The organism is Mariniflexile maritimum (genome assembly GCF_009746565.1).
GTDB classification, from domain to species: Bacteria; Bacteroidota; Bacteroidia; order Flavobacteriales; family Flavobacteriaceae; genus Mariniflexile; species Mariniflexile maritimum.
Genome location: NZ_WRPN01000005.1, coordinates 1 through 16306, shown reverse-complemented (window position 1 = coordinate 16306; position 16306 = coordinate 1). Strand labels below are relative to the sequence as shown.

The window sequence follows — 16306 nt, the reverse complement described above, 5'->3', positions numbered from 1 at the left end:
TCAATAAAATTCTACCAATTAGGGTTTTGGTTTTGTATCAAATCATTAGCGCCCATTTCTTGCTCTGGTATGGGGAGCAATTGGTGTTTGCTATCATCATAATTTAGGTAACCTTCAAAATAATAATCCAAACCGGTTAAGGTGTTTTTTCTTGTAGCAGGCGATCCTGTACCGTAAAGTGGCCAATCGGTATTTGTCGAACCATCGGCAGCGCGCATTGCGTTTACCGTTTCGGTTACTTTTTGCTGGAAGATGCCCCAACGTACCAAATCGTATCGGCGCAATCCTTCAAAACACAATTCCAATCGTCTTTCTTCTTGAATTTTGGCTTCGTTTATGGTTAAAAACGGGGTTGCCTTTGCTCGGTTGCGTACTTTGTTAACAGCTGCCAATGCCAAGGACGACCCGGGGGTTAATTGGTTTTCAGCTTCAGCATACATCAACAAGACATCTGAAAAACGCAACACGGGCCAATGGTGTGGGCCGTAACTACCCGTACCCCCACTTTCTAACAAACGACGGTATTTTGATGCTGGATATTTAAACTGATTGACTTCGGTTTTAAAGCCGCAGTTATTGTTATTGGCAATATAAAATGGCGATACGTTCCATAAACCTCGCTCATCGGTTGGGTCGCTTCTATAAGCATTAGTTAAGGTAATGGTAGCCGAAAACAAACCATAGCCTCTATTATGGCATGAACCATCATCTACTCGCAGACCTATTGTAGAACCAATTTTACTAGATTGGTTTTGGTCTTGATTACCAAAGAAAAAGCCTATTTGAAAGAGTACTTCCTTGGTGTCGTATTGTTCTTTTGCGAGTTTGTTAAAAACATCTTCATAACTCGGGTTTAATTTAAAATATGGGTTATCGGTTATTTTTTTAGCCCAATCTCTTGCTTTTGTGTAGTAATCGCCATCGTTGGTAAATGGTTTTCCTGCCCTGTACAAACACGCTCTTGCCAATAGCCCTTGTGCCGCTTCTTTACTTGCTCTACCCGGGGTAACCTCTTGGATGCTTTTTAAATTTTGTTCGGCATATTCTAAATCGGCAAAAATTTGGTTATATACTTCCACGCCTTTGGTACGGGGCAATAATTGCTTTAATGTTGCTTCGGTGGGTAAAGGAATACCATCAATACCTCCAAAATTCTTCTGTAAATCAAGGTACAGAAAGGCTCTTATAAAACGAGCTTCTGCACTAAATGCCACTTTTTGGGCCTCTGTGAGCCCCGTAGAATTGGCAACCTCAACCAACATAATGTTTGCTGCATTTACCCCTTCGTATAATATGGCCCACGAAGCTAGAATATCCTGGCTGCTACTGGTGCCATTATTTTCAACATAAAACCTTAAACCTGTTCGGTTTTCAAACGCTTCATCGGTTGCTGCCGAAGGGTACATGGCATTAATAACCGACTCGCGATAAGCCCACACCACGCGACTGTAAACACCCATAAGGCCCGCAAGTGCACCTGCTTCATTTTGATATAGTGTTGACGAGCCAATACCGTCTTCTGGCAATATGTCCAGTTTGTTGTCGCAACTCTGAACGAACAACAAACCAACGATTGTTATTATTAAAAATTTCGTTTTCATGTGTTTATATTATTTGTTTTTTAACGTTCACAAGGTTCTTCCACATAATCATTACTTAAGTATTGAAATTTGGTTATGGAAGTTTCTTGTTTCTGTGTTATTTGTTTTTAAAATGATACGTTTAAACCAAGACTAAAGGTTTTGTTGATTGGGTAGGAAGAATAATCTACCCCCGGCATAATTGCCGAACTATTTACCGAAACATCTGGGTCGAAACCACTGTAATTGGTCCAAGTAATTAAGTTTTGTGCCGATATGTATAAAGACAAGGTGCTTAAATTTAATTTTTTAACCACATCCTTTGCAAAATCGTAAGACAGGTTTACGGTTTTTAAACGGATATAAGAACCATCTTCAATAACCCTTGATGATAAATCTTCAAAACCTCTTCCTTTAGCCCTAAACATGGTAGTGTTTTGGTTATCTGGCGTCCATCTGTTGGTTACAGTAGCGTATTGGTTTTGACCTTCATAGGCCAATTCTTCAAAAACCAATCTATTGGCATTCATAATATCGTTTCCGTACGACCATTGAAAAAAGGCGCTTAATTGGAAACCTTTATAAGAAAACGTGTTTCCTAAGCCACCAAAATGTTTAGCGAGCCCGTTACCAATAATGGTTTTATCATTAGCCGTAATTTTTCCATCACCTGTTAAATCCTTATATTTTTCGTCTCCTGGTTGGTGTGCCAATTTATAACTAGGTTGTCCCGGTTTTAAAGTGTGAGTTGATGAATTTGGATCGTAATTAACAAAATCGTCTGGTTGATACACGCCATCAGAAACATACCCGAACATATTGCCCAAAGGTTTGCCCTCTTCAACAATAAATTGATTGGAAGAATAGCGTTGGTAATATCTTGGGTTGCCATAAATAGGCTTACCATCTGGAAGCGACATGATTTCGTTTTTGTTGAATGAAATATTAAAATCGGTGGTCCATTTAAAGTTTTTTGAATTTACATTGATGGTATTTAACGAGAATTCCAGTCCTCTATTCCTTACCGAACCGCTATTTTTCCATACGGAACTAACACCGAGAGATGGGGGCGTATCTGCATTGATAAGCAAATCGTTGGTTGTTTTTTCATAAACCTCGGCAGCTAACGAAATGCGGCCTTTAAACAACCCCAAATCGACACCTGCATTGTATTGCGAAGTGGTTTCCCATTCTACTTCTGGATTGGCGCCGCTTGAAGATGGGCGTTGTCCCAATATTTCAATACCATTTATAAAATAAGAGGCCAAATTTGAATTGAACAGGTCAAACCTTGCATCTCCGGGAATTCTATCGTTTCCTGTTTTACCATACCCTGCCTTAAATTTCAATTGTGAAATAAAGTCTAGGTTTTTTATAAATTGTTCCTCTTCTGCTTTCCATGAAACCGCTAAAGAAGGGAAATACCCAATGTTATGCCCGGGCCCAAATTTTGAAGATCCATCCCTTCGTATCGAGGCTGTTAATAAATAGCGATCGTTATATGAATAGTTCAATCTTCCTAAAAGCGATTGGATTCTGGAAGTATCACTTCCTATTATATCATCTGTACTAGATTGCGTGCCTTCATCCAAAGAATTGATGCCTTGGCTTTCAGCATATTGCGGAATCTGTATCGACCTAATAAAGGTTCTGGTTATTTTTCGGGAATTGAATGAGGTTCCTACCAAAACACTTAAATCGTGTTTACCAAACCCTTTGGTATAGGTTAAGGTATTGGTATTGGAAAGGGTTTTATAATTTTGGTGATCCATGGTACCATTAATACCGTTTATAGGATTGATTAAACGACCGTAAACGGTATTGCTGTTGTTGAAGATGCCCGTTTGCCTAAAATCTCCGTTGTATGCGCCCTTTACTTCAAGCACCAAGCTTGGTAAAATTTTATAACGCAACGAGAGGTTGGATATAAACTGGTTGGTTTCCCTTTTTCTATATTCGTTGTTCAACGATACGATGGGATGCCAGTTAAAAATATTATTGATGTCAAACTCAGCCACATTGATTCCATACAAAGGGTTGGCATCGCCATAGTCCTTAAATTTATTCACTACTGGGGTGTAAGTAATCACGTTGCGCATAAACGAATACGTTGCGGTTCCTTCGGTATCAAGTCCGTTAAGCTCGGTATTGGCATATATGGTAGCAAGTGTTAAATCGAATTTATCATTAATTTTGTGCCTTAAATTCAACCTGCCGTTAATCTTATTATAATCAGATCTTAGTAAGGTGCCTTCATCATTGACCACGTTAACCGAAGCATCAAACTTTGTTACATCGTTGCCACTTGCTATTTTAACGGTATGTGATTTTGAAAATGCCACTCTAAAAGCATCGTCCTGCCAATTAACCGATGGCGAATTTCTATAATCTTCAACACCGCCTACAACAGCACCGTTATCATCTACAAAAAATTTAGAAACCGTATTTGTTGGGTTGATTTCGTTGGCGAGCTTCACAAACTCGTATGCACTAAGTACGTCTAGTTTTTTAGCAATGTTCTTAACATCCAAGCGGGTTTCATAAGAAATTTTTGTTTTTCCAGACTTTGCTTGTTTGGTTGTGATAAGCACCACACCGTTGGCACCGCGTGCACCATAAATGGCCGTTGCCGAAGCATCTTTTAATATATCGATGCTTTGAATGTCCGAAGGGTTTAAAATACCGGGGTTAAAATTTTCAATAATAAATCCGTCCAATACATATAGTGGTGAATTATCGCCATTTACGGTATTGCCACCACGTATGGTAATTTCCATGCCCGAACCAGGTTCGCCGCTGGTAGAATTTACTTGAACACCTGCCACACGACCTGCCAAAGCTTGGTCGAAGTTCGCTACGGGAGCCTCAATTAATTTCTCCATTTTTACCGATGCCACCGAACCTGTTAAGTCTTTTTTGCGCACAGTTCCGTAGCCAACAACCACAACATCATCGAGTTGTTGCATGTCGGGCGCTAAACTTGCGTTTATGGTAGTTTGACCGCCCACAGCTACTTCAATTGTTTTGTACCCGATATAGCTAATGACCAATTTTGAATTTGGCATCGCTTTTATTGAATATCTACCATCGAAATCGGTTATAGCACCATTTTGGGTACCTTTTTCAAGCACGTTGGCGCCCGGTAATGGAAGCCCTACTTCATCTGTAATAACGCCTGTAACGGTTTTTACTTGCGCATGAGTTCGCACACTGCTTAATGCCATACACAAAAGCATGAACACAATGAGCTTTTTGTTTTTTGGTTGGGTTAACAATAGTTTAAAATGTTTTTTCATTTTTGTTGTTTAGTTTGATTACAGTAATAAATTTTATGTAAAATTAAAAATATCAACTACAATCTTAGGGGGCTGCAACGTTCTTTGAACTGGGGGTATCTGTTCAGTTTATTTTTATGATGCTTGATTTACAGAAGGTTAAGCCCTATTAAAACAAATTCCTTATTTTTTTGTTTGTAAGAGTCATTTTTTTAAACTTTAAGAAATGATGGCTTATGCCCCGTTGTCCGTTTCTTTTGAAGTATGCTTTTGTCGGTACTCGGAAGGGAGCTCGTTGAATAGTTTTTGGAACGATTTCCTGAAATGTTTCAAATCGTTGAAGCCCAAATCGAAGGCAATTTCAGAAATGCTTAATTGCGATTGCAAAATAAGTTGTCCGGCCCTTTTAAGTTTGATGGTTCTAATGAATTCGGTGATGGATTGATCGGTAAGGGCTTTTAACTTGCGGTACAAAACCGAACGGCTCATGCCCATTTCCTTGATGAAATCGTTGATGGAAAACTCGGCGCTGGACATGTTTTTTTCTATCAGGTCGATGGCTTTTTGCAAAAACAGCTCATCGGTTGATGTGGCGGTGAGTTCCGAAGGCTCTAGGATACGCTCTTTTTTAAATTTTTCAATGAGTTTTTTTCTGGAGCGCAATATATTGTTAACCCGTAACACTAACAAATCGGTATTAAAAGGCTTTGTAATGTACGCATCGGCCCCATGTGCAAACCCTTCTTTTTGAGCTTCTTCAGATGTTTTGGCAGTTAAAAGCAATACTGGAATATGACTGGTTAGTATATTGGATTTTATGGTTTCGCATAGTTCCATTCCATCCATTATGGGCATCATAACGTCGCTTATAATTAAATCGATGCTGTTGTTTTTGGCTATTTCTATGGCAATTTCACCGTTTTCAGCCTCTAATACATTTTTATCGTTGCTGAAGATATTCTTTATAAACGTTCGTACCTCGGCATTATCTTCAACCACTAAAAGGGTAGGTTTGGACGTGTCAACTTTTGTTGCTTCTTCCTGTACTTCATTTGAAATAACCGATTTGACCAAAAAATTGGGTGTTTCAGAATAAAATGCCGTATCGTTTTGCGCTTCGGCCCCTTCACTAATCTTTTCATTTTCCTTTAAATGCTGGTCGCCCAAAGGCAACAGTACCGTAAAGGTAGTGCCACTGCCCTCAATACTTTTTGCCTTGATAATGCCATGGTGTAGTGCCACCAAATTTTTAGTTAACGCCAAACCGATACCTGTTCCAGACCGGGTATTGTCGTCCTGCCCAACTTGGTAATACCTTTCAAATACCGCTTTTAGACTTTTTTCTGGAATGCCCCTACCGCTATCGTTTACTACCAATTTTAAATAATCTTTAGGTTTCCCTTTTTTTATTTTTTTGGTTGTAGTGCTTAATGTTATTGAAATTTCACCAGCATCGGGCGTGAATTTGAAGGCATTGGACAATAAATTGAACACTACCTTTTTAAGGTTTATTTTGTCGAACCACATAAAAATAGGCTCAGTTGGCGCATTGAAGGTGTAAGTTATTTGCCGTACCCTTGCCAATTCCTCAAAAGACAGTTTAATGTTTTCAATAAAAGGAACTATGTTGCTATTTGAGGCATTTAACTGAAGTTTGCCTGCTTCACTTTTTCTGAAATCCAATAGCTGATTAATGAGCTGCAAGAGCACACTGGCATTTCTGTGCATGATTTCATGTTGTTTTTGTATAAAATCATTGCCTATTTTTTGACTCAACATGCGCTCCAATGGGCCGATAATTAAAGTTAACGGGGTTCTAAAATCATGGGAAATATTGGTAAACAAGCGCAATTTCATTTGGTTGATTTCTTCAATACGTTCCTTTTCAAGACGTTCTTGCTTTAGTTGGTTTTTTTCATGGATTCGTATAAGACTGTACTTTCTAATTATTAACAGAACGCCCAATATCGCCATGGCATATAAAACATAGGCCCACCAGGTTTTCCAGGGTGCTGGTTGGATGTTCACGTTTATAGATGCGCCCGTTTCATTCCATACCCCATCACTATTGGACGCTTTGACCTTGAAAACGTACTCGCCTGCATCAAGGTTTGTATAGGTAGCCGATTTTTTGTTTCCAATATAATTCCAGTCTTCATCAAAACCTTCTAATTTATAGGCATATTGGTTTTTTTTGGGTTGCGAATAACTCAAGGCCACAAAATTAAAGCTGAATACATTTTGGTTGTGTGTAAGCGTTATTTCATTTTTAGCATGGTTTTTGTCCAAAAACGGTTTGTTGTTTACTAATATAGACGTTATGGATACGGGTGGCACAAAGGCATTTTCCATAATATCTTGAGGGTTGAAATAATCGATGCCAATGGTACCGCCAAACATAAGGTTACCATTTCGTAATTTTATAAAAGCACCAAAATTAAATTCATCGCCTATAAGTCCGTCGGAAACATCAAAGTTTTTAAATTGTTGCGTTTTTAGGTTCAACCTGCTTAACCCATGGTTGGTACTTAACCATAGCGTATTGTTATCGGAAGGTAAAATACCATATATAACCTCGTTTGGCAACCCATTGGAAATACCATATTTTATGCTTTTTTTAGAATTGGTATTATAAAAGTACAAACCATCCCCTTCGGTGGCGATCCAGAGGTTTTTTGAAGGATCTTCGTAAGCATAGAGTGTTGCGTTAAAATCATAGACGCTCTGATTGTTTTTATAATCTAAAGGAACGAATTTATATGTCTTTAAATTAAACTTAGCCAATCCCTTATCTCCAGCTATCAAAAGGGTATCCTTGCTTGAGGTTTTTGAAATACTATACACCAAATTGCTTAAAGCGTTCGAAGGATCGGGAATACGGATTATGGTTTTTGTTGAAACATCCATAACGTTTAAACCACCGCCAGAAGTTCCTATCCAAATATTATTTTGGTAATCTTCATACAAGGCTATGACCCGATTATTACTTAAGCTATTAGTGTTTCCAAATATATATTTATATTTTTCAAACTTGAAAGGTTTTATTTTAGGGTTTAAAAAATTAAGGCCGCCATCGTGCGTTCCAATCCAGAAATTTCCGCTTCGGGTGCGTATCATGGATTTCACATTGTTTGTGCTCAGGCTATTGGGGTTGTCGTTATGTTGGTAATATTCAAAAAGGCCCGTTTTTCTATCGTAAAAATTGATACCGCCACCTTCAGTACCAATCCATAAGTTGCGCTCGGGGTCTTCAATAATGGCACTTACAACTTTATAGCTTAACTTTGATTTATTGGTGCCTGCCGAAAAATGCTTGAATAAATCGAAACTACGGTCGTAATAATTTATGCCTCCTAGGTAAGTGCCAATCCAAATATCGCCTTTGGTGTCTTCAAATATTTGATAAACGGAATTTTGACTTAAACTATTTGGTTCGTTTTCATCATGTACATAATGGGAGATGCTGCTTTTATCGCTATTAATTATATACAAACCTTCATAAGTTCCAACCCATAAATTTCCTAAAGAATCTTGACGAATGCTTCTTACTTCATCTGTAATTTGGTTTATTCCGTTGGAATTTATACGATAAGGTTGAAAAACATTGCTTTTTTTGTTGAACACCATAAGTCCGTCTTTATAACCCAGCCACAAATTAGCATCTTTATCTTGATAAAGCACCGGAATATAATTGAGATTAATTACTTTAAGCGTTGTTTGAGGATATTCGTAATGTTTAAACGTTTTTGTGTTTGGGTTATAGACGTCGATAGACTTGCTGTTGCAAATCCATAAATTTTTGTCTTTTGTAATTAATAAGGAACGTATGTTGTTATTTGAAACAGTATTAGTGGTTTCATTTTGCACTAAAAAACGTGTAATATCGTTTGATTTTATACTAAATTTTTCCAGACCGTAATTGGTGCCCAACCATAAATAACCTTTCTCTTTTGAAACGATGCTCCAAATTTCGTTATTCGATTTATTATTAAAATAGGTTTTGGCGCTGGCATATTTAAAGCGTTCGAAGCCATCGGTATCTGGCAGGTATTTGTTCAACCCATTCATGGTTCCAACCCACAAAGTGCCAGTTTCATCTTCAAATAAAGATTTTATAAAACTGTTGCTTATGCTACTAGGGTCTTGCGAGTTATGCCTATAGGTTGTAAAGGTATGTCCATCATATTTATTCAACCCATCCCGTGTTCCAAACCAAAAAAAGCCCTTTTTATCTTGTAGAATACACAATACCGAACTTTGCGATAACCCTTCGGTTAAAGAAAAATGTTTAAATTTTAAATTCTTATGTTCCTTTACTTCGTTTTGCCCATTAGAAACCGTAATAACCGCCATCAGAAAAAACAGTGTCGTGTATTGCGTGTATTTCAAAATTAAAAACCTGATCAAATTCATAATAACTTATAATGTAAGTCTTTAAAGGATATTTCTTTAACAAAAATAGCCAGAACTGTTTTAGTTTAGGTTTGGATGCTTTGTTTGAAAACAATAAAATAACTATTAAAAATTAGTTTTGAACACACATTTTTCAGCATATTTGAGTGGTTACCAACCTTGTGTTTACTTAACCCAAATTTAAGCAGAATTATTGACATTGATGGCTATAAAACACCTTTTAAACAAGTAAAAAACAAAAAAGAAACTACTCAAGAAAAGTTAAAAAATTTGATTGGCTCAATTTCCATTTTTATTGTAAACAAATATAATTTTTTAAATTAAATTATAGTGTGCTCGAACACATTATTTTATAATTTGCCTATTTTTTACAAAAAAATAGCTACTTTCGCAGCATAATAGGTTTTGGTTCCTAAAATATAGCCCTAAAAATAGGCATCTATAATACTGATAAACAATTATTTAAAGGGCTTAAAATTGCAATCTCATAACTATTTTAAAAATAAACTACCTTAAAAAAACAATTATGTCAATTAACTTATTCGATTTAACAGGAAAAGTAGCTTTAGTTACCGGTGCCGTACACGGTTTGGGAATGTCTATGGCAAAAGGATTGGGCAATGCAGGCGCAACCATTGTTGTAAATAACAATTCAAGTGAAGCTTTAGAGGAAGCCATAGCAGAATACAAAGCTTGTGGATTGAAGGCTTTTGGCTATGTATTTGATGTTACCAATGATAAAGCCGTTGAGCAAGCCATTGCAAAAATTGAAACTGAAGTAGGGCCCATTGATATTTTGGTAAACAACGCCGGTATTATTAAAAGAACACCTATTGTTGACATGGAAATACCCGATTTTGAATTGGTAATAAAGGTTGACCTCGTTGGGCCTTTCATTGTATCAAAATATGTTGCAAAAAACATGATAAAACGTGGGGGCGGAAAAATTATAAACATTTGCTCCATGATGAGCGAATTGGGCAGAGATTCGGTTAGTGCCTATGCCGCAGCAAAAGGCGGATTAAAAATGTTAACCCGCAGTATGGCAACCGAATGGGCAAAATTCAACATTCAAACAAACGGTATTGGACCTGGTTATTTTGCAACGAGCCAAACAGCGCCCATTCGCGTAGATGGACATCCATTTAACGAATTTATTATAAGTAGAACCCCGGCAGGACGTTGGGGAGATCCAAACGATTTACAAGGTGCCACCATATTTTTGGCCTCAAAAGCCAGTGATTTTGTTAATGGTCATATTTTGTATGTCGATGGGGGCATTTTAGCAACCATAGGCAAGCCTTCAAATGAAAATTAACTACTTTATAGATTAAATTTTTCTTACGGTTTTAATATAAAAAAGGCAAGTAACCCATAGTATTATGCGCTACTTGCCTTTTTATTTTTGATGAATAGTTACCTATACAGTGGTTTTCAATTGTTGAAGCAACTATATAAGCACGTCGAAAGTTTTATTTTGGGGCTGTTGTGTTACCTCTATAATTTTAAGTTCTTTAGCCCCCGTAGGGAAATCCCATCGCACAACATCATTTACCGAGTAACCAAAAAGCGCCGCTCCCATGGGCGTAAGAATGGAAATTCTATTACTCTTAATGTCCTTTTCTGAGGGTTGCACGATTTGGAGTGTTTTTTCCCAATCATTATCCGATGTAACGGTAACAATGGTATTCAAACGTACTACATCATTAGGCATTTCTTCCTCATCAAGAATGTGGGCTGTTTTGAGTTCTTCAGTGAATTTTGATAATGACTTCTGAATTTCATGATCGCCAACATAACCTGAGATGTTAAGAATCCGCTTGATGTACACATATTCCTTTTTTTCCAATATTAAACTTCCGTATTTCATTTTATTAAATCATTTATGGGAAAATCCCTCGTTGTACATAAGCTTGTTCAATTCTTTCAATGGCCAAACAATAGGCCGCTGTTCGCATATCGACACCTTCTTTTTGGGCGTATTCTGAAACCCTATCAAAAGAGTTTTTTAATTTTCTTTCTAATTTATCGATAACTTCTTCCATGTGCCATAATTCGCCATTTCTATTTTGAAGCCACTCAAAATAGCTGGCAATAACACCTCCCGAATTACATAGAATATCGGGAATAATGGTTACGCCTCTTTGCAAAAGCACCTGTTCACCCTCTACATTGGTGGGCCCGTTGGCACCTTCAGCAACTAGTTTTGCCTTGATTTTGGGTGCGGTTTCCTTGGTTATTTGGTTGCCCAAGGCTGCTGGGATGCAGATATCACAATCAACTGCAAAAAAATCGTTTTTGTCTAGTACAGCAGCTTCTGGAAAATCGACAATACTGCCCTTGTTGTTATTGGCGTAATTAAAAAGGGCTTCTACATCAATACCTTTGGGGTTTTGTAAAGAACCAAAAGCATCTTGTACTGCCACTAATTTGGCACCTTCTTTTTCTAAAAAATGGGCGGCCCAATAGCCAACATTACCAAAGCCTTGCACAATAAAACGTTTTCCTTTAAGAATCTGGTTGTTGTTAGTTGACCAATATTTTATGGTCAAATACACGCCATAACCTGTTGCCCTGTCGCGTCCTTCCAAACCGCCACTTCCCGCTGGTTTACCGGTAACGATATGCTGATTTGCTGAACGTTCTGCGGGTGGCCTTGTACTCATATAGGTATCGGCTATCCACGCCATGGTTTGACTGTTTGTGTTAACATCGGGCGCAGGAATATCGTGTTCTGGCCCAATATTATCGGCTAAAGCAAACGTAAACCTTCGGGTAATACGCTCCAGTTCGCCTTTTGAATATTTTGTAGGGTCTATTTGAATACCTCCTTTGCCACCACCATAAGGTAAGCCCGCAAGCGAAGTTTTCCAGGTCATCCACATGGCTAAAGCTCTTGCGGCATCTATGTCAACCGTTGGATGGTAGCGCAAACCGCCTTTATATGGCCCAAGCGCATTGTTATGCTGTACCCGATACCCCGTGAAAACCTCAATGGAGCCATCATCCATTTTTACCGGAAAATGGATGATTATCTCATTATTGGTAATACTTAATATTTTGCGGATGTCTGGGTTCAAATTTATTTGATTGGAAGCTTTATTGAATTGCTCCATTACATTCTCCATCATACCTCTTACGGGTACAATGGCTGTTTTGTTATTCATTACTTTTGTTATTGTTGTCATTTGGTTTATTTGTTTAGAATGGCTTTTAATTATTTTTTTAGTAATTCATTTAAGTGTATTTGTGTGTGTTTTTGATACTTCCGTGTTATTTATATAACGAATAGATTTTAAATAATTGACAATAAGATTTTTAATTTTAGTTGTTAAATTTTTGAAATAAGAAATTTAGTTTTCTTAGGCGAACGAATTTTCATGGACGGAAAAACTGTCGATTTCGTATGTACTGCTTCATATTCACTGCACGACCAAACCTGACTCTTCTGATTGGTTAAAACACAGGTTAACCTGTGTTTACACGTTGGGCAAATATTAAACGGATTGGGTTTCATGCACTATGCTTTGCTACCTTAAAGGCAATTGCTGTGCCATATCATACCAAAAAGAGCAACAAATACATAAAACACTATAAAACAATGTGTTGTATTTAAAATAAAATAAAACAACACAAAGAAAGTGGTACAAATTTACCCATCTGGGATAAAAAGTACCAAAAATTATAGACTTATTCTGAAAGTTTTTCGCGGATGGTTTTACGGTCTATTCCAAGAATTTCAGCTGCTTTTGATTTGTTGTTGTTGGTAACGTTTAAAACTTTTTGGATATATTTTTTTTCCATTTCCTTTAATGGCACCAGTTCTTCATCTGGAAAATCGATATTAAACTTGATCCCATTGGGCAAATGCTCCATGTCAACAATCTTATCGCTCATGATAACGGCACGTTGAACAACATTTTCTAGCTCCCTAATATTACCGGGCCAATCGTAGCGTTGCAGCACTGCTCGAACTTCGGGTGTAATTTCAATAAATCGGTCTTTATACTCCACACCGTATTTAAAAAGAAATTTATCCACCAACAACGGAATATCTTCCTTACGTTCGCGCAATGGTGGCATGTTAATTTCAACAACGGTAAGCCTGTAATATAAATCTTCCCTGAAATGTTGTTTTGCAATCAAATCCTTTAAATCGCTGTTTGTTGCGGCAATAATGCGTACATCTACTTTTTCGGCTTTTTGGGCACCAACCTTAACAACTTCTTTCTCTTGAAGCACACGCAGTAAACGCGATTGTACCGCGAGTGGGGCGTTGCCAATTTCGTCTAAAAAAATAGTACCACCATTGGCTGCCAAAAAATAACCATCCCTATTGGAATCTGCACCCGTAAAGGCACCTTTCACATACCCAAAAAGTTCTGCTTCCAAAAGGTTCTCGGGTATGCCACCACAATTTACGGCAATAAATGGGGCCCTCGAAAATTTTCCTTGATAATGGATGGCACGCGCAACCAGTTCCTTGCCTGTTCCACTTTCACCTTTAATAAAAATGGTGGCCTTATTGTTTTTAACGCGTTCAATAATTTGGATAACCTTGTCTATATTTTCCGAAGTGCCAATAATTTCAGCATAGGAACCTTTTGTACGACCTTGTGTTTCAGTTGGTTCTCCAGAACCCGATTTCGTTAATGCGTTTTGGATGGCCGTATTCAATTCATCCTTTGTGAAGGGTTTTGTTAGATAGGCAACCACGCCCGATTTGATGGCTGCCAATGAGTCTTGAACGGATGGATACCCTGTAACTACAAGTTTTGGAAGTTTGGGATAATGTTCGGATACGAACTTTATGAGTTCAAAACCATCAATTTCAGGCATTTTGAGGTCGGTAATCAACAAATCTATTGAAGCATCCCTTAAAATGGATACTGCTTCCTTTACAGAAATGGCTTTAAAAACATGATAGTTCCACGATTGTAAATGGCGCTGTAACAGTTCAAGAATGTTAACATCATCATCAACAATCAATATGTTCTCTTTACGCAACTGCATCATAACTATTTTGGCAAGGATACCGTAAAGGTAGTACCTTTGGGTGAATTATTGGTTGCCAAAATACTGCCTTTATGGCTTGAAACAATACCTTGAACAACACTTAAGCCTAAACCAGAGCCTTCGCCTGCTGGTTTTGTAGTGAAAAATGGCTGAAAAATTTTTTCGTGTGCCTGTTCGGAAAGACCCGGGCCCTCATCGGAAATTTTAAGTACAATATCCTTATCCGTTTGAAAGGCACTGATAACGACCAAGCCGTTTTTGGGCGAAAAATAAATGGCATTCATAATAAGGTTAAAAATAATTTGCGTGAGTTGAACGGTATCGGCACGAAGCCATAGTTCTTCTTCCTCTATTTTAACAACATACTTTACTTCCTGTTTTCTAAAAGTGGCATCCAGCAAATTAATCGCGTCTTTAATGCTAGGAACAATATTTACTTTTGTCATTTCCTGGGGCATTTCGCAGGCAAAAAACATCAATTTTTTTACAACCTCTCTTGAAAAAATAGCATTTTGTATGATTTTATCTAAATCGGCCAAATTTACTTTATCATGCTTTAGGCTGTCCTTGAGCAATTCTGCAAATCCTAAAATATTGGCCAAGGGCGTGTTGAGTTCGTGGGCTATTCCTGCGGTAAGTTCACCTAAAATATTAAGACGATCGGCACGTTCCATCTGGCGTTTTAAGGATGTTTCCCCTTTTTGTATTTCCACACGTTCCAATAACGAGCCCAGTTTTAGCGCTACGTTATTAAGGAGACGCCGTTCTTCTTTCAAAAAATGGTCCATATCAAATTTTGAAGCATCCAAATAGGCCGCAATAGATCCTTCAAACTTATTAAAAACAACAATGTTTTCAACCAGTTTTATGGGCGATTCTTTTGTATTGAAAGTTTCTACTTTAATGGTGCTTGTGGCAATAACAATATGGGTATCTATTGGAAAACGAAATGCTTTTTTTAAACTGAAAGCAATGGCCTTTATGGTATCCTCAAGCGTCTCAACATCCGAATTTACGATAATCGTTGAAATATCATAAAGACAGGTTAATTCCTTAATTCGTTCATTTAATGCAAGTTCAGTAGAGTTCATTTATTTTCATCGCATAGCCATATTACAGCTTTTTTATGAAATAAATATATAACAATTAAAGTAATATTCCACAGTCGTGTTACCTTTTTAAGTTTTATAACAGCTTTACATTCTTAAAAACTTAAAACCCCTTATTTATTTAAGATTATAATTCTCTTGGGAAACTAAACTTAAATCAATAAAGAAGTAGTTCGGATTTAGTGTACAAATACACATCCATAAATTTGATGTTAATAGAAAAGACGGATCAATCTCAAAAGTTGTGTGTGAATTAAAATAAGATTACGATTTTTGTAAAAAAAATATAATCTTGGACCATTATCTAGACCTACTAAAACTCATTCTGCCAGAATTTTTAATTAACCACTTCGACCTTATAAAGAGCACCAAAAACGGTGAAGTAATGCACCTGTATTTCGAAGAGCAAAACACACCTCCAAAAGAGCAAACCCCTAGGATACTGATAGCCCATGGTTTTCATAAAGAAGTAACCATTCAGGACTTTCCTTTGCGCGGGAACACGGTGTATTTACATGTAAAACGGCGTAGATGGCTGGATAAAGCAACTAAGGAAATCGTTCAGAGGGACTGGAGTTTGGTAGCACAGGGAACACGGATGACCACCGAGTTCGCTGCTTTTTTAAAAGAGATTGGTCGATGCTAAAGCTACTGATTGCCATACCATAGGCCAATTCTATGGCGTTAATGGCAAGAACCTACGGCGGCAGTACAGAGATTATCTAAGTGATTTTAAAAATTGGGAACAAAACAAGCATGCTAAACAATGGCTTGTCTTTCCTGAAAATACAGGCCCATATTTATCTATTGATGAAACAGCACTCTCCAAAGGAGAGCTTTATACCATAATCACCAACAAACAAGCAAAGGGCAAGAAGGGCTCTATAGTGGCCATATTCTCGGGCACCAGAGC

At 37.5% G+C, this 16306-nt stretch carries 9 protein-coding genes and 1 pseudogene; 3 read left to right on the top strand and 7 right to left on the bottom strand.

Going from position 1 to position 16306, the window contains the following annotated elements:
• Positions 1-11: 11 nt before the first annotated feature.
• From GQO80_RS08495 to GQO80_RS08485, 3 genes are all read right to left on the bottom strand, one after another.
• Positions 12-1601: a RagB/SusD family nutrient uptake outer membrane protein gene (locus GQO80_RS08495; RefSeq protein ID WP_157207926.1), complete on the bottom strand. Its 1590-nt coding sequence runs from the start codon at positions 1599-1601 to the stop codon at positions 12-14.
• A gap of 107 nt (positions 1602-1708) precedes the next feature.
• Entirely contained in the window at positions 1709-4876 is a 3168-nt protein-coding gene (locus GQO80_RS08490; protein WP_157207925.1) for a SusC/RagA family TonB-linked outer membrane protein, read from the bottom strand.
• Between the two features lie 213 nt (positions 4877-5089).
• Positions 5090-9244 (bottom strand): hybrid sensor histidine kinase/response regulator transcription factor, encoded by a 4155-nt coding sequence (locus tag GQO80_RS08485; RefSeq protein WP_198037741.1) that lies wholly within the window; start codon positions 9242-9244, stop codon positions 5090-5092.
• Between the two features lie 550 nt (positions 9245-9794).
• On the opposite strand from GQO80_RS08485, the gene GQO80_RS08480 reads away from it, so the two are divergent.
• The gene (locus tag GQO80_RS08480) at positions 9795-10586 is read left to right on the top strand and encodes a gluconate 5-dehydrogenase (protein WP_157207923.1); all 792 of its coding nucleotides are present in this window, start codon (positions 9795-9797) and stop codon (positions 10584-10586) included.
• Between the two features lie 132 nt (positions 10587-10718).
• On the opposite strand, the gene GQO80_RS08475 is transcribed toward GQO80_RS08480, so the two are convergent.
• The 4 genes from GQO80_RS08475 to GQO80_RS08460 form a co-directional block, all read right to left on the bottom strand.
• Entirely contained in the window at positions 10719-11138 is a 420-nt protein-coding gene (locus GQO80_RS08475; protein ID WP_157207922.1) for a GreA/GreB family elongation factor, read from the bottom strand.
• 13 nt (positions 11139-11151) lie between these two features.
• Positions 11152-12456 carry a Glu/Leu/Phe/Val family dehydrogenase gene (locus GQO80_RS08470; RefSeq protein WP_157207921.1) on the bottom strand — a complete coding sequence of 435 codons (1305 nt, stop codon included), beginning with the start codon at positions 12454-12456 and terminating at the stop codon, positions 11152-11154.
• A gap of 502 nt (positions 12457-12958) precedes the next feature.
• Positions 12959-14281, bottom strand: a complete 1323-nt coding sequence (locus tag GQO80_RS08465) for a sigma-54-dependent transcriptional regulator (protein ID WP_157208104.1) — start codon at positions 14279-14281, stop codon at positions 12959-12961.
• A gap of 5 nt (positions 14282-14286) precedes the next feature.
• The gene (locus GQO80_RS08460; RefSeq protein WP_157207920.1) at positions 14287-15375 is read right to left on the bottom strand and encodes a sensor histidine kinase; all 1089 of its coding nucleotides are present in this window, start codon (positions 15373-15375) and stop codon (positions 14287-14289) included.
• A gap of 310 nt (positions 15376-15685) precedes the next feature.
• Between GQO80_RS08460 and GQO80_RS08455 the strand changes: the two genes are divergently transcribed.
• A complete protein-coding gene (locus GQO80_RS08455) occupies positions 15686-16039 on the top strand; it encodes an ISAon1 family transposase N-terminal region protein (protein ID WP_157207919.1) in 354 nt (117 codons plus the stop codon).
• Positions 16026-16306: pseudogene (locus tag GQO80_RS08450) on the top strand (ISAon1 family transposase); the annotation flags it as partial. The gene GQO80_RS08455 and the pseudogene GQO80_RS08450, both read left to right, overlap by 14 nt.